The organism is Pseudomonas mercuritolerans, assembly GCF_025706525.1.
Lineage (GTDB): Bacteria > Pseudomonadota > Gammaproteobacteria > Pseudomonadales > Pseudomonadaceae > Aquipseudomonas > Aquipseudomonas mercuritolerans.
This window is the reverse complement of sequence record NZ_JAMSHA010000007.1, coordinates 261596-281584: the sequence shown is the minus strand read 5'-3', so window position 1 is coordinate 281584 and position 19989 is coordinate 261596. Positions and strand designations below refer to the sequence as shown.

The window sequence follows — 19989 nt, the reverse complement described above, 5'->3', positions numbered from 1 at the left end:
GATGCTGTTCCGAATGAGTTTGGAGGCAGCATCAAGTGAGCAGATAATTCATTCAGTAGAAAATCTGAAGTACGTTCAGTCGCATTTAGGTGGTGGTAGAAAATTCACTTAAGTTCGACACGTGCTCCAAGAAGATTTTCATAGTCTTCAAGTGGAACGTTATCCAGTTGTAGCTATACTTCTCTGCTAGATATTGATCGGCATGGAAACAGCAGTAATGCTTCCTCCATGCTGGCAAGTTTGATCTGAGTCTCTTCATACTCATCGGCAGGCCATGAACCATGAACGATCCCGCACCCTGCGAACAAATGACAGTGTTGATGCGTGATTAGCGCAGAACGCAGGGCTACCGCGAAATCTCCATTACCTTTTGAGTCCAGCCAGCCCACGGGCCCCGCATACCAACCTCGGTCAAAGCCTTCGTGGCGACGGATGAAGCTCATGGCTGTGGTTCTTGGCAAACCACCGACCGCCGGCGTGGGATGCAGCGCCTGCACGCCGTCCAGCAGGTGTTTGCCGGTGTTGAGCCGCGCAGCGATGGGCGTGCTCAAGTGCTGCACCGTGGCCAGTTTCAGCAAGCCGGGGCGCGGCGCGGCCTGCAGTTCGCTGACCTTGCCGGTCAGGGCCTGGGTGATGGTCTGCACCACTAACTGGTGTTCGTGCTGCTCCTTGGGGTCGGCGAGCAAGCGTTCGCCTATGGCGTGATCCTGGTCGGCATTGATGCCGCGTCGCGCACTGCCCGCCAGGGCGTGGGTGGTCAGGCGGGCGTCATGGCAACTGAGCAGCCGCTCGGGGGTGGCGCCCATGAAGCAGTGCCCGCCACGATGCAGGGCGAACAAGTGGGCAGCGTTGCGACGGGCGTGTAGCCGACGCATCACCGCACCGCTGTCGAGGGGCGCGTCCAGTTGATAGTCGACATGCCGCGCCAGCACCACCTTGCTCAGCTCGCCAGCGGCGATGGCTTGCAACGCCTGGTCCACCTTGGCTTGCCACTGCGGTGAAGGCAGCGCGGTGCATTCGAGTACTTTGGATGAGGTGGCGGCCAAGGCGGGAGGGTTGAGCAGTTGTGCGTAGGCCGCGAGGCTGTCGCGGATCAATGCCGCCGGGTCGCTGCCAGGTTCGACTACCCGCTGGCAGCGCAGCCAGCGGCCGTCGGCGTCTTCGCTGAGCAGCCAATGGGCCAGATGAAAACTGGCGTCAGCGAAGGCGGCCCAATGTGGCGCGCATGGCCGCTGTTCATCGAAGCGCATGCCGCCCAGCAGCAAAGGCGCCTTGGGCCCATCGATCACCGCGTCGGCGCACAGTGCGAACCATTGGCGGTTTACTTCTAGCATGCGCTGGGCGCCGCTGGCCTCGATCTGCCAGGCGCAGCCAAGACCGAACAGCGTCAGGTCCGGCGAGTGCGCGCACCAGAAAAAACCCTGCCGGTGGGCTTCGTAAAGGGCCACGGCCTCCAGCGTCGGTGCGGCGTGCGAAGAAACCGCGATGACTGGCCGTTGATACGCCACCGCACGCTGGTGCGCGGTCTGGAACACCTTGAGCAATGCGGCCGCGTTCATACGACCTTGCTCTTTTTCTGTAGCCAGAAGGCGGTCTGCTCGGCGATGTACCAGTGGATAATCTGGTTGAACAGCCCTTCGATAAATTCACCGTCCAACCCGGCGGCCTGCGCCCATTGCCGGCGCTGCGGCAACATCGTCGCGACGCGCTCCGGAGCGGCGATGCTGGCCTGGTCAGGCTTGAACGCGGAGGCGGCCTTGACGTACTGCATGCGCAGGCCGAGGGCGTCGATGATTTGCTGGTCGAGGCTGTCGATGGCATGACGAATGTCCGAAAGGCCAGTGCAGTGTTCTGGGGTTTTCATACCGAGTCTCCCTGATGGTCGGCGGTGCGACGCAACAGGTGACGGATCACCGGTCGCGGCTGATGCCTGAGGTAAAAGTGGTCGCCGTCGAACAGGCGGATATCCGGGGTGTGGTCGCTAAGGTCGGCCCAGGCGCGGGCCTGTTCGAGGCTGACTTGCGTGTCATCTCGGGCCAGCAGTACGTCGAGTGGTGCCGCCAGTGGTGCGAGGCGCGCAGGCCGCCAGGTTTCGATGGCCTGGTAGTCGCTGCGCAGGGTCGGCAAGAACAACGCACGCAGTTGCAGGTTGGCCCACAGGCCGGCGGCGTCGGCGTCCTGGCGCAGGATGTCGGCGACCAGCGCATCGTCGTCCTGGCGGTGCAGGTCACTGGGCGGTTGTCGATGTGGAGGCGCGTGACCCGAGACAAACACATGGGCGGCTCCAGAACCTGCTGCTTGCAGGCGCACCCCCACGGCGTAAGCGAGCGCCGCGCCCATGCTGTGGCCGAACAGCAGCAAGGGCCGGGCGGGAAGCGTTTGCAGCGCTTCGGTAATGTGCCCGGCGAGGCTGTCCAGGCACGGGATATGGGCTTCGTTGAAACGCTCTTCACGCCCCGGATACTGCACGGCCAACAGGTCGATATCTCCCGGCAGGTGTGCCAGCCACGGGCGAAAGAAACTCGCGCTGCCCCCGGCATGGGCCAGGCACACCAGACGCGCCCGCGCCTGTTCGCTTTCTCGCAGCACGCGCAGCCAGGGCGATGCAACGCCGCTCATAGCGCCAGCACCTGCTCCGCCAGGGCCTTGCGGTTAACCTTGCCGAGGCGTGTCAGCGGGAACTCGCGCAGCACCTGCAAGCGATCCGGCAATTTGTAGGCGGCCAGCCCGCGTTCCCGCAACCAGGCGTTGATCGAGGCCAGGTCGACCCGCTCGCCGTGGGCCAGCACGCAGGCGCAACTGCGCTCCCCGAGCAACTCGTCGACCAGGGCCACCAGCGCCACATCGCGAATCAGCGGATGCCCGAGCAGCAGGTTTTCGATCTCTTCCACGGGGATTTTCTCGCCACCGCGATTGATCACATCCTTGCTGCGTCCCTCGACGATCAGATGCCCCTCGGGCAGGCGTCGCACCAAGTCGCCGCTGCGGTAAAAACCGTCGGCGGTAAACGCGCGCTGGTTCTGCTCGGCGGCGTTGTAATAGCCGCGAATGGTGTAGGGCCCACGCACCAGCAATTCACCGACGGCACCAGGGGCCACCGACTGGTCGTCGGCGTCGACAATGCGGATCTCGTCGTCGGCGGTCAGCGGCAGCCCCTGGGTGTCGAACACCCGCGCCTGCGGATCATCCAGTGGCGTGAAGCACAGCAAGCCCTCGGCCATGCCGTACACCTGTTGCAGGCCGCAGCCCAGGACCGGGTGGATGCGTGCGGCGATCTCGGCCTTGAGCCGGGCGCCGCCGACCTGCAGCCATTGCAGGCTGCCCAGGTCGTTATCGGACCACTGCGCGACTTCCAGCCACAGCAACACCAGCGGTGGGATCAGGGCGGTGTGGGTGATGCGTTCGCGTTCGATCAGCTCAAAGGCGGTGTCCGGGCTCGGTTCCGGCGCCAGCACCAGGGTAGCGCCGACACTGAACACGCCCAAAGCACCAGGAGAGGCGAGGGGGAAGTTGTGCGCCACCGGCAGTGCGGCGAGGTATCGGGTATTGGCATCGAACCCACACGCCTGGGCGGCCAGGCGCGCATTGCACGCGTAGTCGTCATGGGTGCGCGGGATTAGTTTGGGCAGGCCGGTGGTGCCGCCTGACAACAGCAGCACCGCCACCTCCCGTGAATCCGGCGCAGGCAGTTCGCGCGGGCTGGCTACGCACTGCGCCAGCGGCACGAATTCCTCGGCGGCACCGACCACCCACACCTGTTGCAGGCTCGGCACTTGCTCGCGCAGTGTGCGCGCCAACGGGCGATAGTCGAAGCCCAGATGCTGATCGACAATCACATAGGCGACTGCCTGGCTGAGGTGCGCCAGGTGCGCCAGTTCATGTTCGCGATGGGCCGGCAGCGCAAACACCGGGATCACGCCCACACGCAGCAGGGCGAAGGTCAGGCTGAAGAACTCGGCGATATTCGGCAACTGCACGAGCACCCGCTGGCCAGCCACCAGCCCGCGCTCGGCAAGGCCGGCGGCCAGGCGGTCGGCCTGATGGTCGAGCTCGGCGTAGCTCCAGCGCCGCGAGCCGTCTACCAGCGCCTCCTTGTTTGGCGTGCGCCGGGCCTGCCCGCGCAGCAGTTCGCCCAAGGGCACGCCGCGCCAGTAGCCTTGCTCGCGGTAGCGGCGAATAAAGTCGTCGGGCCAGTCTGTGCATCCATCAAGCATGGCAATCTCCTTGGGCAGTCGGGCAGCCCAGCAACTGGGCACCGTGCAGATTCAGCGGGTGCGTAAGGCCGGTGACTTGCACCGCCTGTACGCCGGTGTGCGTGGCCGGTTGCAGGCGCAGCAGCGGATCATCGCCAGCCAGCAGGTCGAGGGCGGTTCTGTCGTCGGGGTGTACGCCCAAATGAACCGCGGCCAACCCGGTAGCGCCATTGGGGTGGACCCTGTGCGCCGGGTGCTGGGACGGTGAGTAGGGCGTGACCAGGAAGGGCAAGCGATCATGGCGCGGGTACACGAAACGAAAGCGCGTCTGACTGCCATCGGCGCAGGTGCGCCGCCAATTCACCGTACGTCCCATGCTGACCCCGCAAGCCGCCAGACCCTTGAGGCGAGGCGCCAGGGCCGGATCTTCGCAGAGCAGGGCCAGATCGCAGAAGCCTTCGCCCTGGGCGGCCCAGCGCAACATGCGCCGTCCGGCACCCCGGCCGACCAGGCAGTCAATGGGCCACTTGAACAGCCAGGCATGGCGCGGCGTGGTCAACAGTTCGATGATCGGCCCCTGGCTGAACCAGATGTGCGCGTGTTGTGCGCTGGCTTCGGCAGTGGCGTAAGTGACCTCGAAGCCGGCGGCGCGAAAATTCGCCACGGCCTGATGCAAGTCGCGCACCCACAGCAGCACATGGCTGCAGGCGGAAGAGGATTGGGCAGTGTTCAAAACGGCAGGGCTCCCAGCAGTTGGGCGGTGTCGTCACCGCAAGGGGGTTGTACGGCGTCGGCACGGGCATGGAGTTCGGCCAGTGACAGCGCACGCGGCACCCTGGGCTCGATCAGTTCGGGCATGCCGATCAGGCCGTTAATTTCGCGCCAGGCCATGGACACCTCGGTGGCCCACACGCCGCTGCGCAGGCGGCGTGTGGGGTCGGCGATGTCGCGACACAGTTCACCCAGCGCAAGGCTGACCGCGTCGGGCCAGAGCTGGTTGAACACCTGGTGATAGCTCGCTGGAATCTGCGGGTCGAGCACCACCATCGTCGGCCCGGCCAGGCGTTCGCTGCCGGGGCCGGCCATGATCAGGCGGTCGGTGTTGTCCCGTAGGGCATGCAGGCGCGGGTTCCACAGTACCGGGCCATGGGTGTCGCCCAGGCTCAGCACGCCGGCTTCGCAGCCCACTTCGAGGCGATGCAACAGGAAGGAATGGTTGTCCGGGTCCTGTGGGTGCACCTGGTTCTGAATGCGCAGGCTGATCGGCACACCGTTGAAACTCGCGTTGAGCCGCATGAAGGGTTGCGCCCCGACCCCGGCGGCTGGTGCCGCGAACACCCAGGGCCGTAGGCCACCGGCCAGGCGCCCGAGAATGTCCAGCAGCGGGTAGGCCACCTGGCTGTTGCAAGCCGCGTCTATGTACGCCAGCCCTTGCTGTTCGCGCAGGTACTCGGCCACGGCGAGAAAGCGCCGGATCGCGAGGATGTTCGGGTATAGCGTGTTTACCGCGTAGGCTGCCTGGCCTTGACGAGCGGCCTGCATGCACGCCGTGATTTCGCGGTGGTGCACCGGGTGTTCCTGCAGCACGTGGATACCGCGTCGCAGCAGCTGTTGGGCCAGCTCACTGCCGGCGCCGCCTGTGGCGCCGGAGCGCACCACAACGCAGGCGATGTCGACGTCATCCGGCACGTGCTCCACCGCCTCGTACAACGGTACGCCATAGTGCGCGGCGCAGGCGCGCGAGTAGGCATTGCCGCGTGACAGGATGCCCATCAGTTCATAGTCGGCCTGGGCGCGTGCCAGCGCTTGCAGGTAGATACGGCCAAACGCAGTGCCGGCGACGATCACGCGTTTGCGTGCAGTCGGGCGGCTCATGACCAGGTCACCGGCAGGCAGTGGGCGCCGCGAAAGAACGTCGCGGTTTTCCATTGCACGTCGCCACAGCGCTGCAGGCTGGGCAGGCGCACCATCAGGACGTGCAGCGCCTCCTGCAATTCGACCCGCGCCAGGGCTGAGCCGATGCAGTGATGCAGGCCGTGGCCGAAGCCGAAATGGCCTCTGGCATCCCGTTGCAGGTCCAGCGCCTCTGGGTTTTCAAAGCGGGCCGGGTCATGGTTGGCGGCGCCGATCGAGGCGAACACCGCGTCGCCCTGGCGCACCAGGGTTTCACCGACCTGAATGTCTTCCAGCGCGTAGTGCACAAACATCGCCGCCGAGGCCAGCGGGATGTAGCGCAGCAGCTCTTCGACCGCCTGCGGTATCTGCTCGGGATCGGCCTTGAGCTGTTGCCACTGCGCGGGATTGTCCAGCAGCACCTGGATAAAGTTGGGTATCTGCGAGGCACTGCCTTCGTAACCGGCGACCAGGATCGCAATGCACAGCAGCAGCAATTGCTCCTCGTTGAGGGACTCGCCTTTTTCGTCGGCCTGGGTCAGGGCGGTCATGAAGTCATCGCGTGGCGCGCGTCGACGTTCGGCCACCAGGTCTTTGATGTACGCGGCCAGTTCGCCCAGGTGAAGTTGGGTCTGATCCGCGTCTTCATGGCGGGTCGACAGCAGGGAGTCGTTCCACACCTTGAAACGGTCACGGTCCTGCACCGGCACACCCAGCAGCTCGCAGATCATCGCCAGGGGCAACGGCAAGGCGTAGTCGTTGACCAGATCGGCCGGCGGGCCGGCGGCGAGCATGCGGTCGATCAACTGATGGGCGTAGTCGCGGGCGTGGGGACGCAGGGCTTCGACGCGGCGGCGAGTGAAAGCCTGGGCGGCGCGCGAGCGGATTCGTGTGAGTTGCGGCGGATCCATCATCACGATGCCACCGGCGATGCGTGGGAAGGCACGAGGGCTATCGTCGCGGCGAAACGCTTCGCTGCGGCTGAAGCGCCGGTCGCCGAGCACCAGGCGTACGTCGTCATAGCGAGTGGCAAGCCAGGCGGGGGCGCCGATGGGCATCTGGATGCGCAACAGCCCCGGTGCCTGTTGGGCATGGCGATAGGGTTGCGCCAGCTTGAGGTCGGTGAAGCGGTTGAATGGGTAGGCCAGCGGGGTCATGGCAAGTCCTTGGCGGTGCTGAGGTCGGGCAAATGGTCGAGCAGCTCAAGCTGCAGTTCGGAGTCTTCCAGATGGGCCGCCAGTACGGCGCGGCTCAGGCGTTGGGCCGGGACCTGGGCCACGAATACGCGATGGCCCAGGCGCGCCAGCGGGTGTGTGGCGGCGGGCAGGCTGCGGTTGCCGTGGAATCCGGCCCGCGCCAATGCGCTTTGCCACTGCGACAGGTCGAGGAAGGTGGCGCTGCTGAGCTGGCGTTCGTCGCTGGCCTGGTTGAGCATGAAAGCCTGGGAGGCCATCACCCAGAATTCCTCCTGGGTCGGTTCGCTGAACACCAGCCAGCCGCCCGGCTTGAGCAAGGCAAGCAGGGTGGCCAGGGACCGCTCGGTGTCGCGGGCGGCATTCAGCACGCCCCCGGCAACGATCAGGTCCCAGCTCTGGCTGGGATAACCCTGGGCCAGGGCCGGGCGGTCGATATCGAACACGCCATGACATACCCATGGCCAGTCCTTGAGCCGCTCGGCGGCTTGCTCGCTGAAGTAGCGCGACACGTCGGTGCACAGATAATCCACGCTGGCATTCGCCAAGGCGGGCAACACCGCTTGGGTGGTGGACCCGGTGCCGGCGCCGACTTCCAGCACGCGCAGCGGCACACCGGCCGGCTGGCGTGCGGCCCAGGCGCCGATCCAGTGCGCGACGGCGCGGTGCTGGTATTGCGCTGCGAGGCTCTCGCGGTACAGCGCCGCCGCGCGCTCGGTGCGGCCTTCGGGAAACAACAGGTGCACCGCCGCACACTCACCGCGCATCAACAACGGCAACTGCCGCGCATTTTCCCGCGCATAGTCGAGGGTGCCGCTGCCGCCTGTGTTGCGTGCCCACTCCACGCTCAACTGGGCCCAGATACCTTCCAGGGCGATATCGCTCCAGGCATTCGCGTCGAAGGTGGGCTGCAACCGATCGGCGACGCGTTGCAACAGGCCTTGGGACTGCAGCACATCCAGCCAGCGCGCAATCAACGGCCGGTGACCAGGGGCAATGCCCGCCAGTGCCAGGCTGTGGGCCACGTCATTAAGCGGTGCCGGCAGCAACCCACACTGCTCAAGCCCATTGAGCATGGAGAGGAGCGCGGCGTGACCCAGTCGATCATTGAGTCGCACCGACTCCACCAGTTGTGCAGGTTCAAAGGCTTGGTCGAGGGCGGCCTCGGTCGCGGCCAGGTGATCGTCCACCGGCCTGCTCGGGCAAGGATGCGGCACCACGAACAGCGTCTGGCCGTGCAGGGCAACGGCATGGACTTGAGGATGGCCCAAAGCGCGCTCAAGCCAGCGTTGATGCGCCAGCTTTACGCTGGCCAAGTCGTGCCATTGCTCCGTGAAACCTTGCACGCGGCAATCGAGTTGCGCCGCCGCACGCTCCGCAAGCTGCCAGTCACCCGTGCGGTGGCTGACGAACAGCACCTGTTGCAGGTGGCTCAAATCACTCAACGCCAGTGCGGGGAAATCCAGCAGGCGCTCTAGCTGTTCGGCGCTCATCATCACCACAGCCGGGCGTTGGCGCTCAAGCAAGGCCAGCAGCCGGGCGGGCGCCAACCGATGAACGCCCAGGTCGGTAAACCCAGGCAGTTGCCAGGGCGCAGTGGGCAGGTTGATCAGCAGGGTGTCGACGTTCATCGGGAAACTCCGGTGGCATGGAACAGACGTTGTCCGGCGGCGGCCAGCGGGTCGGTCGCCGCGGGCCACAGGTCGAGCAACTCAAAGCCCGCGACGTGCAAGGCCTGGCGCCAGACTTCGGGTGGCATGAACACCTCGTCGGTGGCCCGAAGCGGCGCGCCGGCCGGCGGAGACAGCAACAGGTGCATGAAGGTCAGCATCGCCGGGTTGTCGGCGATGGATTCGCTGAACAGCAAGGTGCCGCCGTCGCGCAGGCAAGCGCGGATTCGCGCCAGGCTGCGCGGCAGGTCGCAGGCGTTGTGCAGCACGTTGCCGGCGATCACCAGGTCCTGGCTACGGGGCGCGATGCCTTGCTCGCTAAAGTCGCGGTCCAGGTCGAGCAGGCCTAATTGCATACCGGGCTCCAGGCGGAATGCGCGCTGAGCCGCGCCGGTGAACAGTGAGCTGATATCAGTGAAGCGATAAGCTTTTTCACGGTTCTCCAGGGCTGCCAGCACGGCACGCGTGGTACAGCCGGCACCGCCGCCGAGCTCCAGCACCTGCAACACGTCGTCGGCGGCGCTGGCTTCCCGCGCACGGGCCGCGAGTGCCTGGTTGATCGCGGCGGTGAAGTGGTTGTGCTGGTACGCACCGAGTACCGCTACCGGATCCCCGGCGAGCACCAGCAGCGGCGCCAGGGCGACGCGGTCGCGCAGCAACTCGGGCAGGCACTCGATGACCTGGGCATGGAGTTGCGCCATGTTCGACGGGAAACCCAGCTCGGCATACAACCCTGGCAAATCGCCGATGGCGGCTTGAGGCGGCGTGCCATTCCAGGCCAACCGCTCGCCGTCTACATGCACGGCTTCGGCTCGCGACAACGCCGCGAGCCAGCGCCGCACGATCCAGGCGTGACGCGGTGCGGTGCCGATCGCTTGGTTAAGCTGTGCGGCGGTTCGCCAGACCTGCATCGGCAAGGCCTGGGTACGCAGGAGCACGTCGGCCATGACACCCAGGCTCAGTTGTTCCAGTGCGTTAAGGGCGGTGTTCATAGGCAACCTTCTTCGGCGTGTTGCAGGTGTGCGAGTGGGTGGTCCTGCACGGTCAGTGCGCGGATCGCCTGAGTGCGTTGCAGGCGCTCAAGGCTGGCGGCGGGCGGCAACGCGTACGCGGCGTCATGGCAGCCTGGGCGAATTTCGCCTTCGAGCACACTCACCACCGTGACTGCCGCCATGGCGCCGGTCAGAGGCGCATTGCCCGCGCCGCTGACGACCAGGCTGCGGGTGTACGCCTGGTCGTCGCAGAGGCCATCGAGTTGCAGCAACAACGTGACAAAGGATGGCTGGCCACTGAGGTCCAGCTGGCTGGCCCTACATAAGCGTTGCACCGCTTCGGCACGCGGCAGACTGTGCGTCTGGTCGAGGGCCTTGAGTACATGGCCGTCGGTCATCACGTTGAACCACTGGCCTGTTTCCAGGCGCAGGTCCCTGGCCAAGCGTTCGCCTTCCCGGTTCAGATAGGGCAGCACATGCACCGGCCCGGGGAAACACGGCAGCAGCACATCGCGCCTGCGTCGCAGTGCGCGGCTGCAACGGCCGTTGTGCCAGGCCGCCAAGGGCTCGCTAGAGCCGTCTACCGCCCCTTGCAGGAAGTCGTCGGCGGCGATCGCCGTGAAGCGATCACGCAGACCGAAATAGCTGTTCAGCCCCAGCACCCGTGTAAACCCCTGCAGCGCCAGCCAGCGTGGCAGCAGGCCGGTGAGGCCCGGCTGCAGGCCCGCACCAAGCACCGCGCTGCGCCCGCGCCATAAAGCCGGGTCGAGTTGGATATCGCCCGCGGCGTCGACGTAATGCGCATCGGCGTTCAAGGCGGCCTGCGCGACACGGTCCGCCACGCGCCAGGAGGGGCCGGCGCAGTTGAGCAGCAGGTCGCAGCCACGGGCGAACCTGGCCAGGGCCGGCGTGTCGTTGAAGTCCACGGCCGCCCATTGCAGGCGTGCGTCGGGCCATTGTTGCTGGAGCAGCGCCAGGCAGCGCGCGCCGTTGTGCGCGTCACGCCCGCCCAGGCGCATGTCCTGCAGGCCCAGGCTTAACAAGGCCTGTGCGCTGGCCAGGCCAACGTCGCCACTGGCGCCCAGCACCCCGATCAGCATGGCTGTGCCTGCGCATTCAGGCGCCAGCCACCGGCGCGCTGACGGTCATGCCAGAACCCTGCGTAACGACCGTTGAGGCTGAGCAGTTGCGCGTGGGTGCCCGACTCCACCAGACGCCCCTCATCCAGCACCAGGATCTGGTCGGCGGCCATGATGGTCGGCAAACGATGGGCGATCACCAGCACGGTCGAGTGTTGCATCAGGCGTTGAATCGCGGCCTGTACGAAGGCTTCGTTGTGCGGGTCGAGCGCGGCGGTGGCTTCGTCCAGCAGCACGATGGGCGCACGCTTGAGCAAGGCGCGCGCCAGGGACACGCGCTGGCGCTCACCGCCGGACAATGATGCGCCACCTTCGCCCACCGGCGTGTTCCAGCCTTGCGGCAGGCGGGCGACGATTTCATCGACGCCGGCCAGCCGTGCCGCTTCGGCGACTTCGCGGGCACTGGCGTCCGGGCTGCCCACGCGGATATTTGCTTCCAGGCTGTCGTCGAACAGGTACACGTCCTGCATCACCAGCGACAGTTGTGCCATCAGCGCCGCGTTGGACAGCTCGCGCACGTCCACGCCGCCGACCTTGACGCTACCCGCTGTGGTGTCGAAAAAACGCATCAACAGGCGGGTGACGGTGGTCTTACCCGAGCCCGACGCGCCGACAATCGCTGTCATCGAATGCGCCGGGGCGCTGAAGGTCAGGTCGCGCAACACCGTCGGGCCACTCGGGTAGGCGAAGCTCACGTGTTCCAAGGCCAGGCTGCCGGGTGCTGACAGGGGCAGGCTGACGGCGGGTTCGGGCAACGGCGGCTCACGCAGGATACTCACCAATTGATCCAGGTCGTTGCCGGCCATGCGCAACAGGCCGCTGCGTGCTGCGGCTTCGGCCAATGGCCCCACGAATCGTGCTGCCAGGGCGAGCAGGGCCACCAACTGGATCGCATCGATTTCACCATGAGCCGCCAGTGCAATGCCCACTCCGACTAGTAGCGCAAAGGCCAGCTGCACGGTCAAACCACCCGCGAGCAGCTTGGGAAAGGTCTGCGACAGCATCGAACCACCCGCCAGCTTTTGCGCCTGATTGGCCGCCTGTAACGGCGCGTAGCCGTCCTGGGTGCGGCCAAACGCGCGCAGCACTTGCTGATAGCGGGCGAACTCCACCACCCGGTTGCCGGCCAGTGTCGCGGCGGCTTCCACTCGCGCATCGTTGCTGCCGATGGCGGCGGCCGACCAGTGATGGGTGAAGTAGATCAGCGGCGCACACAACACAGCCGTCAGGCCCAAGCGCCAGTCGAACACGAACAGCGTCAGCGCCACGGTGGCCGGCACCACCACCCCGGACACCACCGGCCCCAGGTAATGGGCAAACAAACCGGTGACCATCAACGTACCGCTGGTAGCGCTGCGTGACAGGCGCCCGACCTTTTCCGAGTTGAACCAGCCCAACGGCAGGCTGACCAGATGCTGGCCGAGACGATCATGCAAGGTCGTCAGCACCAACAAGGCCAGGGCGAAGCCCTTCATGGCCTGCTGGTAGTGGGCGATGCAGGTCAGCACCACCATGGCCGCCAGGCCCGCCAGCCAGGCGGTGGCCGTGGGCAGGTCGCCGGCGAACAACGCTTGCAGGATCGGCACCAGCAGCGCCACGGCCAGGCCTTGCAACACGGCGCTGGTCACCAGCCACGCCAGGTAACGGTAGAGGCACGGGGCATGGGCCGGGCCCAGTAAGGTCACAAGGCTGCGGATCACAGGGACATCTCCACGGCAGGGGTTTCGGTGCCGGCTCGCCACAGTCGGGCATAGGCGCCATTGGCGTTCAGCAGGTGTTCATGGCGGCCGCTTTCCAGCACGCGGCCCTGGTCGAGGACGACTATCTGGTCGACCCCGCTAATGCTCGGGAGGCGATGGGCAATCACCAGCACCGTGCGGCCACGCGCCAAGGCAGACAGTGCATCCTGGATCAGTGCTTCGGACTCTGGATCGGCGTGGGAGGTGGCTTCATCGAGGATCAGCACTGGCGTGTCGGCCAGCAGCGTGCGGGCGATCGACACGCGCTGCGCCTCGCCACCGGAGAAGATCGCATCTTCGCCGATCACCGATTGATAACCCCGGGGCAAGGCCTGGATACGGGCATGGATCTGCGCGGAGCGCGCTGCCGCCTCGACCTCTGCATCGCTGGCATCCGGGCGGCCCAGGCGCAGGTTGTCGGCGACCGTGCCGTGCACCAGTTGGGCGTCCTGCAACACGAAGCCCACGTGTTGATACAACTGGCGCGGGTCGATCTCGCGCACATCGGCGCCGCCCACGCAGATGCGGCCGGCGTTGACGTCATGAAAGCGCGGCACCAGCTTGGCCAGGGTCGACTTGCCGGCACCGGACGCGCCGACCAATGCGGTCACGCTGCCGGCCGGGCAGTGCAGGTCAACGCCCTTGAGGATCAGGTGCTCGGCGTCGTAGCCGAACTGCACCTGTTCAAAGCGGATGTCGCTGCCCTGGGGTTGGACGCAGGCCTTGGGCGAAGGCAATTCCTCAACGTCCAGCAGCGCTTCGATGCGATCCGCTGCCGCCAGGGCCGTACGCTGGGCCGTGAGGCTCTGGTTGATCACCAGCAGCGACTGCGGAATGACCACCGCCACCAGGGTTTCGGCGAACAGCTCCAGCGGTGTGATCCAACCGTGCGCCAGCAACAGGCTACCCACCCCCAGGCTTACCAGCAGGATCACTGGCACACTCAAGGCCATCGAGGAAAAGGCTTCCAGGCGCAGCAGAGGCTTGACCCAGCCGGCATACTGCTCGCTGAACTGGTTGACCGCCTGCTGATAGCTACGGTGCGCCTGGCCGACCTGGCCGAACGCCTTGACCACGGCAATGCCGTGCACGAACTCGACAATTGCCGCGCTGACCCGGGTCATGCTCTTGTCCAGCAACTGCATCTTGGCGCCAAAACCGCGCATCATCAGGGTGTATGCCACCGCGTAGATGGGCAGTGTCAGCACCGCCAGCAGCGCCAGCCGCCAGTTCAGCATCGCCAGCCACAGCAGGCCCGCCAGCGGCGTGACGATGGCCGCGGTGAGTTCCACCGCGTGGTGGGCGACCAGGTGGTGCAGGTCTTCGAGGTCGTCCTGCACCACCTTGCGCACGGCGCCGGAGGTGGTGTCGGTGTACCAGCCCAACGGCACGCGCCCGAGCTTGCGTACCATGGCTTCGCGCAAACTTGATTGCAGCCGGTGGTCAGCCACATGGGTCAACCACAGCGCCACGCCACTGGCCATCCACCCCAAACTCAGGGCGATCACCACCAGCGCGGCCCACAGCCACAGGGTCTTGCTGTCGGCGCTGCCGGCCAACAGCAAGCGGCCCAGTTCGGTGAGGCCGATAAAGGGCACCAGGTTGACCAATGCGCCGAGGGCGGCGAACGCCACACCAAGACAGATAAGGCGATTGACCGGGCGTTTCAGGGTATCCAAGGCAGTGGTCATGAGTTTTTCCGGAGGGCCTCAAGCAGGTGCGCAGTAACGGTGTGGACGTGGGGCGGTTCGATCACGCTGAAGTGGTTGCCAGGCACGTCGATCAGCTCGAAACGGCCCAGGCAGGCGTCTTCCCAGAACGGTGCGGCCAAATGCCCGACGCCGCCGGTGATGCCGAACGATTGCTGCTCCAGGCAGCGCAGGTAGGTCATGTTGCCGAGGAACGGCGGCGGGTCGAACCGCGCCGCCCGCATGCTGTGGCGGCACACACGAAACAGCGTCGGTACCAGTTCGGGGCCGATCGGCACCCCGACCTGGCCCGAGGCCAGGCGTGCGTATTCGGTCAGGCGCTCCTCCTGGCTGCGCGCCGATTGCTGTTGGACCGCCAGCGCCAGCGCGTCCAGCGCCGGATCGCCGCTCAATGCCGCCATGGCCCCGGCCGGCACCCGGTGGTTGTCGCGAGCCATCAACAAGTCGATGGCGCGGTATACGTCGTAGTCTTCGATGTGCGCGCCAAACACGGTTTTCACGGGGTCCAGGTTCAGGTTGGGCACGAAGATCGCCTCGTAGGCCAGCTCCTCGTCGGTGTCGATGAACATCGGGATGCTATCGATCAGGCTCAGGTCGACCACTTCCATACCGCGTTCGAGCAAGCGCCGGGCAACCTCAGTGGCCAGCAGCCCGCCGAGGCAGTAGCCGATCAGCTGAAAACGTTGATGGCCGTCGGCAATCAAGCGCTCGGCGTAGTCCTCGGCCACGCGCTCGATCAGGCTTTTGGGCTCCAGTGCCAGGTACTGTTCGGTGTCAGCCACGGCAAAGCCAATCACCGGGCCGGCCTGCTGGTCGGCGAGGGCGTGGCCCAGGTGCTGGAAATAATCCAGGGTGCCGAGGGCGGCGTGGAACATCACCCGGACCGGGCCGACGTCACCCCCGCCAAATGGCACCACCAGCGCGTTGCTGCTGGACGAGCGTTGCGCTTCACCGCTGGCGGCAATCGCGCCCGGCGTTGCTTCGCCCTGATTGAGCAGGCGCGCGAGGGCGGCGACATTCGGCTCGTTGAGCATCTGGCGCAGCAAGGTGTCGTAGCTCAGGCTCTGGGCCTGGGGCAGTTGCTCACGCAGTTGGCCAGCGACGCGGGCGAGGATCAGCGAGTCGGCGCCTTTTTCATAGAAGCTGTCCTCGACGCCGATCTGCGCCAGCCCCAGGGCGTCGGCCCACAGGCGGCACAACTCAGCGGTGAGTGGATCGCTCGGCGCTTCCTGGCTGCTGGAGGCCTGGGCATCGGCGGCAGGGCGCCAGCCGGCCAAGGTCTTGCGGTCGACCTTGCCGTTGGCGGTCAGCGGCAAGCGGTCGAGTACCTGCAGGTGCGCTGGCAACATGTAGTCCGGCAGGCGCTCGGCCAGGGCGCGGCGCAGGCTATCGACGCTCAGGCGCTGCACGCCGGCCTTGAAGCGCGCGGCGAATACCTGCATGCCGAGGGCGGCCAGCGGATGATCGGCCTGGGGCAGGGCAGGCAGGCATTCGCCACCGAAGGCCTTGATCCGCGCCTGCCAGATATCGGCGTCGCGCAGGCCACTGTGGCCCTGGTCGTGGTCGCCATTGGCCGGTGTCATCATGAAGCCCTGTGTCAGCAGGATCGGCGGCCATTCGCCGGTCGGTTCGCTGAACACCAGCCAGCCGCCAGGGCTGAGCAACTCGGTGATCTGGCCGAGGGCATTGTCGATGTCCTTGACGCTGTTGAGCATGCCCGCACACAGCACGATATCCACGCTGTTGCTGGCCAAACCCTGAGGGCGGATGTCCTGGTCGATGTCCAACACGCCATAGCGTACCCAGGCCTGTTCAGCAAAGCGTTGCTTGGCCGCCGGCAGGAAAAACGCGGTCATGTCGGTAAACAGGTAGTCGACTTCCAGCCCATCGAGCAAGCCGATGACCGGCGCGCTGGTGGCGCCGGTACCGGCGCCAATTTCGAGGATGCGCAGCGGGCCGTCGCCTTGATGGTGGGTGGCCAGGCGGTTGATCAGCGCAGCGATGCTGTGGATGTTGTAACGCGACACGGCATCCCCGCCGTATAGCTGCAAGGCCAGGTCCAGTTGGCCTTGGGGGAACAGCAAGTCGAACGGGTTGACCTCGCCCTTGAGCAGTTGCGGCAGTTGCCACACATGGTTGAGCTGGTAGTCGAGCAGCGCCTGGCTGCACAGCCCCGAGGCGACCGCCTGTTCCACCCGGCCCCACGCCAGCGCCGGGTTGGGCGCGGGTTGCGCGAGGCGGTAGTGCGAGTGGGTGTAGTGCAACAGACCAGCCTCGCACAGCGCCCCCAACCAGCGGCGAACCAGCCAATGGTGGCGCGGCTCGGCCTGCAAGGTGTGCAGGATTGTGGCAGCGTCCGGTTCGGCCCGTTCGCCGCTGAAAAGTCCGGCCTTGAGCAACACCTCCAGCATCGAACTCAAGGCGGCGGCACTCAGGTCAGCCTGGTACTCGCGCACCTGTTGCGCATCGAAACTGCCCACCTGGCTGTCGGCATAACGTTTGACCGCCGTGAGCAACGGCGCGCCTGGCAGCGGCTCGGGTTCGGCGCGTGCGGCGGTGACGAACGCCAAGAGGTCGCCACTGACCAGGCTCACCGCACTGTCCACGCCAGGGGTGGCGAGCAGTGCGGCCTCGACCTCACCAAGTTCCACCCGATGGCCGCGGATTTTCACCTGGCCGTCTTCACGGCCCAGGAATTCCAGTTCACCCCCCGGCAAATAGCGGCCACGGTCACCGGTGCGGTACAGGCGCTGACCGTCGAGCGGGTGAGCAAAGAAACGTGCGTCGCTCAATGCCGGATCGCCCAGGTAGCCCTGAGCCAGGCCGACACCGGTGATATACAGGTCGCCCGGCACCCAGGTCGGCGCATCACGCCAATGGCTGTCGAGTACCCGAAAGCCCTGGTTGGCCAGCGGCAGGCCGTAGGGAATGCTGCGCCACGCCGGGTCGATGGCGCCGATGGGGTGCAGGTTCGACCAGATCGAGGCTTCGGTGGCGCCGCCCAGGCCTACCAGTTTCAGGTTGGGCAGCAACGCCTGGAGTTGCGGTGGCAGGTTCAGCGGGATCCAGTCACCGGACAGCAAGGCCAGGCGCAGACTGTCCAGTGGGCGGGGTTCGGCGTGCAGGTAGTCGGCGAGCATGTGCAGTTGTGCCGGCACTGAGTTCCACAGCGTGACCTGATGACGCTGCACCAGTTCGGCCCAGTGCGACGGGTCGGCGCCACGTGCCGGGTCGGGCAGCACCAGGGTTGCGCCCATGGCGAGGGGCCCGAACAGGTCATACACCGACAGGTCGAAACTCAACTGCGCCAGGCCCAGTACGCGGTCATCGGCGTTGACGTCGAAGCGTCGGTTGATGTCTTGCACGGTATTGAGCGCGGCGCGATGGCTGATCATCACGCCCTTGGGTTCGCCGGTGGAACCGGAGGTGTAGATCACGTAGGCGAGGTCCTCGGGGCCGCCCTCGATCAGCTCGAAATCCGCGCCCGCCGAGGGCAACCGGTCTACGGCGTGCCATTGCAATGTCTCGGGCAACGGCGTGTTCGGCTGCGCCAGGGAATGCCCCAGCACATGCCGCACCTTGGCGCTTAGCAGTACGCGGTCGCGGCGTGCGGCCGGGGCGTTGCTGTCCAGGGGCAGATAGGCCGCGCCGGCGAGCAACACGCCGTAAGCCGCCACCACCTGGTCGAGACCTTTGGGCATCAGGATCGCCACCGGTTCCTGCGCGTCGCACCCGGCCTCACGCAGGGTGGCGGCCACGGCCAGTGCGCGTTCGGCAAGGGCGGCGTAGGTCAGGCTGCCACTGGCATCGATCACCGCCAGGGCGTGAGGATGTTCCCAAGCCATGGCCAGCAGGCCGTCATGCAGGCGACCGGTGGGCAACGGGGCGGCGGTGGCATTCGCCGCCAGGCGTTCACGCTGTTGCCAGGCCGGCAGCGGCACTTGCACTGGATGTTCCCAGGCGGCCGGATCAAGGGCGAGCAACTGCAGTTCGGCGACAAAGGCCTGTTGCATATCGTCCACCAGGCCGTCGGGGAATACGCCTTGGCGCACGTCCCAATGGATGTGCAGGCCGTTGGCGTCATCCATCACTTGGCAATCGAGGCTGACTTGGGGCGTCTGGGTGATGCCGTGGCCCACCCGGCGTTGACTGGCCGGCGGTGCCTCGATCCCCAGGCCGATGGCGCTGGTGAAGACCACCGGCATGGCCGCCGCTTCACGCCCACGACGGCGACCGATTTCGCGCATGACCTGGATGCCGGAAAATAGCCGGTGCTCCAGGTCGGCAAACAAGTGGCTGCCCAACTGGCGTGCCTGGGCGGTGAAGTCCAGCCCTTCTGGATCGTTGACCTGCAACAGGCTGACCGAGGTGAAGTCGCCCACCAGGCGATCCACCTGCGGGTGCAGTGGCAGGCGGTTGAGCAATGTCAGGTTGAGGCTGAAGGCAGGCTGCTGGCTCCAGCGTTGCAACGTGGCGACGTAGGCCGCCAGCACCACGATGGATGGGGTAAGACCGCGTTCGCTGGCAGCGCTTTTCAGGGCGGCCCATGGCTGCGACTCAAGCTGCGCCGAGTGCCGTTGGAAACGCGGCACGCGGGTGTCTTCGCCGCTCAGGGGCGTCGGCAGTTGTGGGGCGGCGGGCAATGCGTCGATGCGGGCCAGCCAGTAGTCACGGTCACGTTGGTGGCGGGTGCCTTCGAGCAAACTGCGCTCGGCCAGTAGATAGTCGCGGAAGGTGATGTCCAGGGCTGGCAACGTTGCCAGTGGATCCTGTAGCAACAGCTCCAGCTCATTGAACAGCAGCTGCGCGCTGGCCCAGTCGGCAATCAGGGAGTCCATGGAGAAGTGCAGTGTGTCGCCGTTGTCGCTGCGGCTCATACGCAGTTCGAACAGCGGCCAGACCTCGGTGGGGTAGAGCTTCTGCTCCATGGCCTGGCGAATCTGTTGCACCGCGTGCTGGTGCTGCTCGCGGGTGGCGCCACGCAGATCGGCGATGGCCAGAGGATAGTGGTCGACGTCGGGCAGCACACGCTGCGAACCTTCGCTGGCGATCACCGCTCGCAGCATGTCGTGGCGGGCGATCAGGCGGTTCCAGGCCTGTTCCACCTGCTGCGGGTCCAGGGTTGGCCAGCTCAGTTCCAGGTAGCCATGGCAGGCGACATTGCCGTAGCCGAAGGACGATTGGCGGCCCAGCAGGTAGGCATTCTGCACATCGGTGAGGGGGAAGGGCGTGTGGTGCTGCGCCGGATCGGCTTGCACGAGCGGGCGTTCCTGTGTCTCCAGCAGATGCAGGATCTGTTGCTTGTGTTCGCGCAGTTGCGCCAGGCGTTCGGTGTCGAGCAGGCCCTGGGGCGCGCGGAATTTCAGTTGGCCATCCTGGGGCCAGAGTTCGACGCCCAGGGACTTGAGTTCGCTTAGCAGTTTGGCGGCGGGCATGGGGACAGCTCCTGGAAAAAAGGGTG

General features: G+C 66.1%; 13 protein-coding genes. All 13 read right to left on the bottom strand.

Annotation, left to right across the window (positions count from 1 at the left end; all coding sequences use genetic code 11):
• Window positions 1-173: 173 nt before the first annotated feature.
• The 13 genes from ND528_RS20910 to ND528_RS20850 are packed head-to-tail and all read right to left on the bottom strand — an operon-like array spanning window position 174 to window position 19963.
• Window positions 174-1559, bottom strand: a complete 1386-nt coding sequence (locus tag ND528_RS20910) for an isochorismate synthase (protein ID WP_263471137.1) — start codon at window positions 1557-1559, stop codon at window positions 174-176.
• Window positions 1556-1864 (bottom strand): isochorismate lyase, encoded by a 309-nt coding sequence (locus tag ND528_RS20905; protein ID WP_076953687.1) that lies wholly within the window; start codon window positions 1862-1864, stop codon window positions 1556-1558. Before ND528_RS20905 ends, ND528_RS20910 begins: the two co-directional genes overlap by 4 nt.
• Window positions 1861-2619, bottom strand: coding sequence for a thioesterase II family protein (locus tag ND528_RS20900; protein ID WP_263471136.1), 759 nt, complete (start codon window positions 2617-2619; stop codon window positions 1861-1863). The genes ND528_RS20905 and ND528_RS20900 overlap by 4 nt, the downstream gene beginning before the upstream one ends.
• Window positions 2616-4214 (bottom strand): (2,3-dihydroxybenzoyl)adenylate synthase, encoded by a 1599-nt coding sequence (locus ND528_RS20895; protein ID WP_263471135.1) that lies wholly within the window; start codon window positions 4212-4214, stop codon window positions 2616-2618. Before ND528_RS20895 ends, ND528_RS20900 begins: the two co-directional genes overlap by 4 nt.
• Window positions 4207-4926, bottom strand: a complete 720-nt coding sequence (locus tag ND528_RS20890; RefSeq protein ID WP_263471134.1) for a VOC family protein — start codon at window positions 4924-4926, stop codon at window positions 4207-4209. Before ND528_RS20890 ends, ND528_RS20895 begins: the two co-directional genes overlap by 8 nt.
• Window positions 4923-6068, bottom strand: coding sequence for a Gfo/Idh/MocA family oxidoreductase (locus ND528_RS20885; protein ID WP_263471133.1), 1146 nt, complete (start codon window positions 6066-6068; stop codon window positions 4923-4925). Before ND528_RS20885 ends, ND528_RS20890 begins: the two co-directional genes overlap by 4 nt.
• Window positions 6065-7243, bottom strand: coding sequence for a cytochrome P450 (locus ND528_RS20880; protein ID WP_263471132.1), 1179 nt, complete (start codon window positions 7241-7243; stop codon window positions 6065-6067). Before ND528_RS20880 ends, ND528_RS20885 begins: the two co-directional genes overlap by 4 nt.
• Window positions 7240-8910 (bottom strand): class I SAM-dependent methyltransferase, encoded by a 1671-nt coding sequence (locus ND528_RS20875; RefSeq protein ID WP_263471131.1) that lies wholly within the window; start codon window positions 8908-8910, stop codon window positions 7240-7242. Before ND528_RS20875 ends, ND528_RS20880 begins: the two co-directional genes overlap by 4 nt.
• Complete coding sequence (locus tag ND528_RS20870; protein ID WP_263471130.1) at window positions 8907-9941, bottom strand: class I SAM-dependent methyltransferase; 1035 nt, start codon at window positions 9939-9941, stop codon at window positions 8907-8909. The genes ND528_RS20875 and ND528_RS20870 overlap by 4 nt, the downstream gene beginning before the upstream one ends.
• The gene (locus ND528_RS20865; protein ID WP_263471129.1) at window positions 9938-11041 is read right to left on the bottom strand and encodes a saccharopine dehydrogenase NADP-binding domain-containing protein; all 1104 of its coding nucleotides are present in this window, start codon (window positions 11039-11041) and stop codon (window positions 9938-9940) included. The genes ND528_RS20870 and ND528_RS20865 overlap by 4 nt, the downstream gene beginning before the upstream one ends.
• Window positions 11035-12780: an ABC transporter ATP-binding protein gene (locus ND528_RS20860; protein WP_263471128.1), complete on the bottom strand. Its 1746-nt coding sequence runs from the start codon at window positions 12778-12780 to the stop codon at window positions 11035-11037. Before ND528_RS20860 ends, ND528_RS20865 begins: the two co-directional genes overlap by 7 nt.
• On the bottom strand, window positions 12777-14510 hold the full coding sequence (locus ND528_RS20855) for an ABC transporter ATP-binding protein (protein WP_263471127.1): 1734 nt from the start codon (window positions 14508-14510) through the stop codon (window positions 12777-12779). Before ND528_RS20855 ends, ND528_RS20860 begins: the two co-directional genes overlap by 4 nt.
• Window positions 14507-19963, bottom strand: coding sequence for a non-ribosomal peptide synthetase (locus tag ND528_RS20850; RefSeq protein ID WP_263471126.1), 5457 nt, complete (start codon window positions 19961-19963; stop codon window positions 14507-14509). The genes ND528_RS20855 and ND528_RS20850 overlap by 4 nt, the downstream gene beginning before the upstream one ends.
• Window positions 19964-19989 lie beyond the last annotated feature (26 nt).

Bases quoted from the DNA above. Each gene is read 5' to 3' on its own strand.
- ND528_RS20900 (WP_263471136.1), bottom strand. From the start codon at position 2,619: ATGAGCGGCGTTGCATCGCCCTGGCTGCGCGTGCTGCGAGAAAGCGAA.
- ND528_RS20855 (WP_263471127.1), bottom strand. From the start codon at position 14,510: ATGACCACTGCCTTGGATACCCTGAAACGCCCGGTCAATCGCCTTATC.
- ND528_RS20865 (WP_263471129.1), bottom strand. From the start codon at position 11,041: ATGCTGATCGGGGTGCTGGGCGCCAGTGGCGACGTTGGCCTGGCCAGC.
- ND528_RS20875 (WP_263471131.1), bottom strand. From the start codon at position 8,910: ATGAACGTCGACACCCTGCTGATCAACCTGCCCACTGCGCCCTGGCAA.
- ND528_RS20895 (WP_263471135.1), bottom strand. From the start codon at position 4,214: ATGCTTGATGGATGCACAGACTGGCCCGACGACTTTATTCGCCGCTAC.
- ND528_RS20880 (WP_263471132.1), bottom strand. From the start codon at position 7,243: ATGACCCCGCTGGCCTACCCATTCAACCGCTTCACCGACCTCAAGCTG.
- ND528_RS20885 (WP_263471133.1), bottom strand. From the start codon at position 6,068: ATGAGCCGCCCGACTGCACGCAAACGCGTGATCGTCGCCGGCACTGCG.
- ND528_RS20850 (WP_263471126.1), bottom strand. From the start codon at position 19,963: ATGCCCGCCGCCAAACTGCTAAGCGAACTCAAGTCCCTGGGCGTCGAA.
- ND528_RS20905 (WP_076953687.1), bottom strand. From the start codon at position 1,864: ATGAAAACCCCAGAACACTGCACTGGCCTTTCGGACATTCGTCATGCC.
- ND528_RS20910 (WP_263471137.1), bottom strand. From the start codon at position 1,559: ATGAACGCGGCCGCATTGCTCAAGGTGTTCCAGACCGCGCACCAGCGT.
- ND528_RS20870 (WP_263471130.1), bottom strand. From the start codon at position 9,941: ATGAACACCGCCCTTAACGCACTGGAACAACTGAGCCTGGGTGTCATG.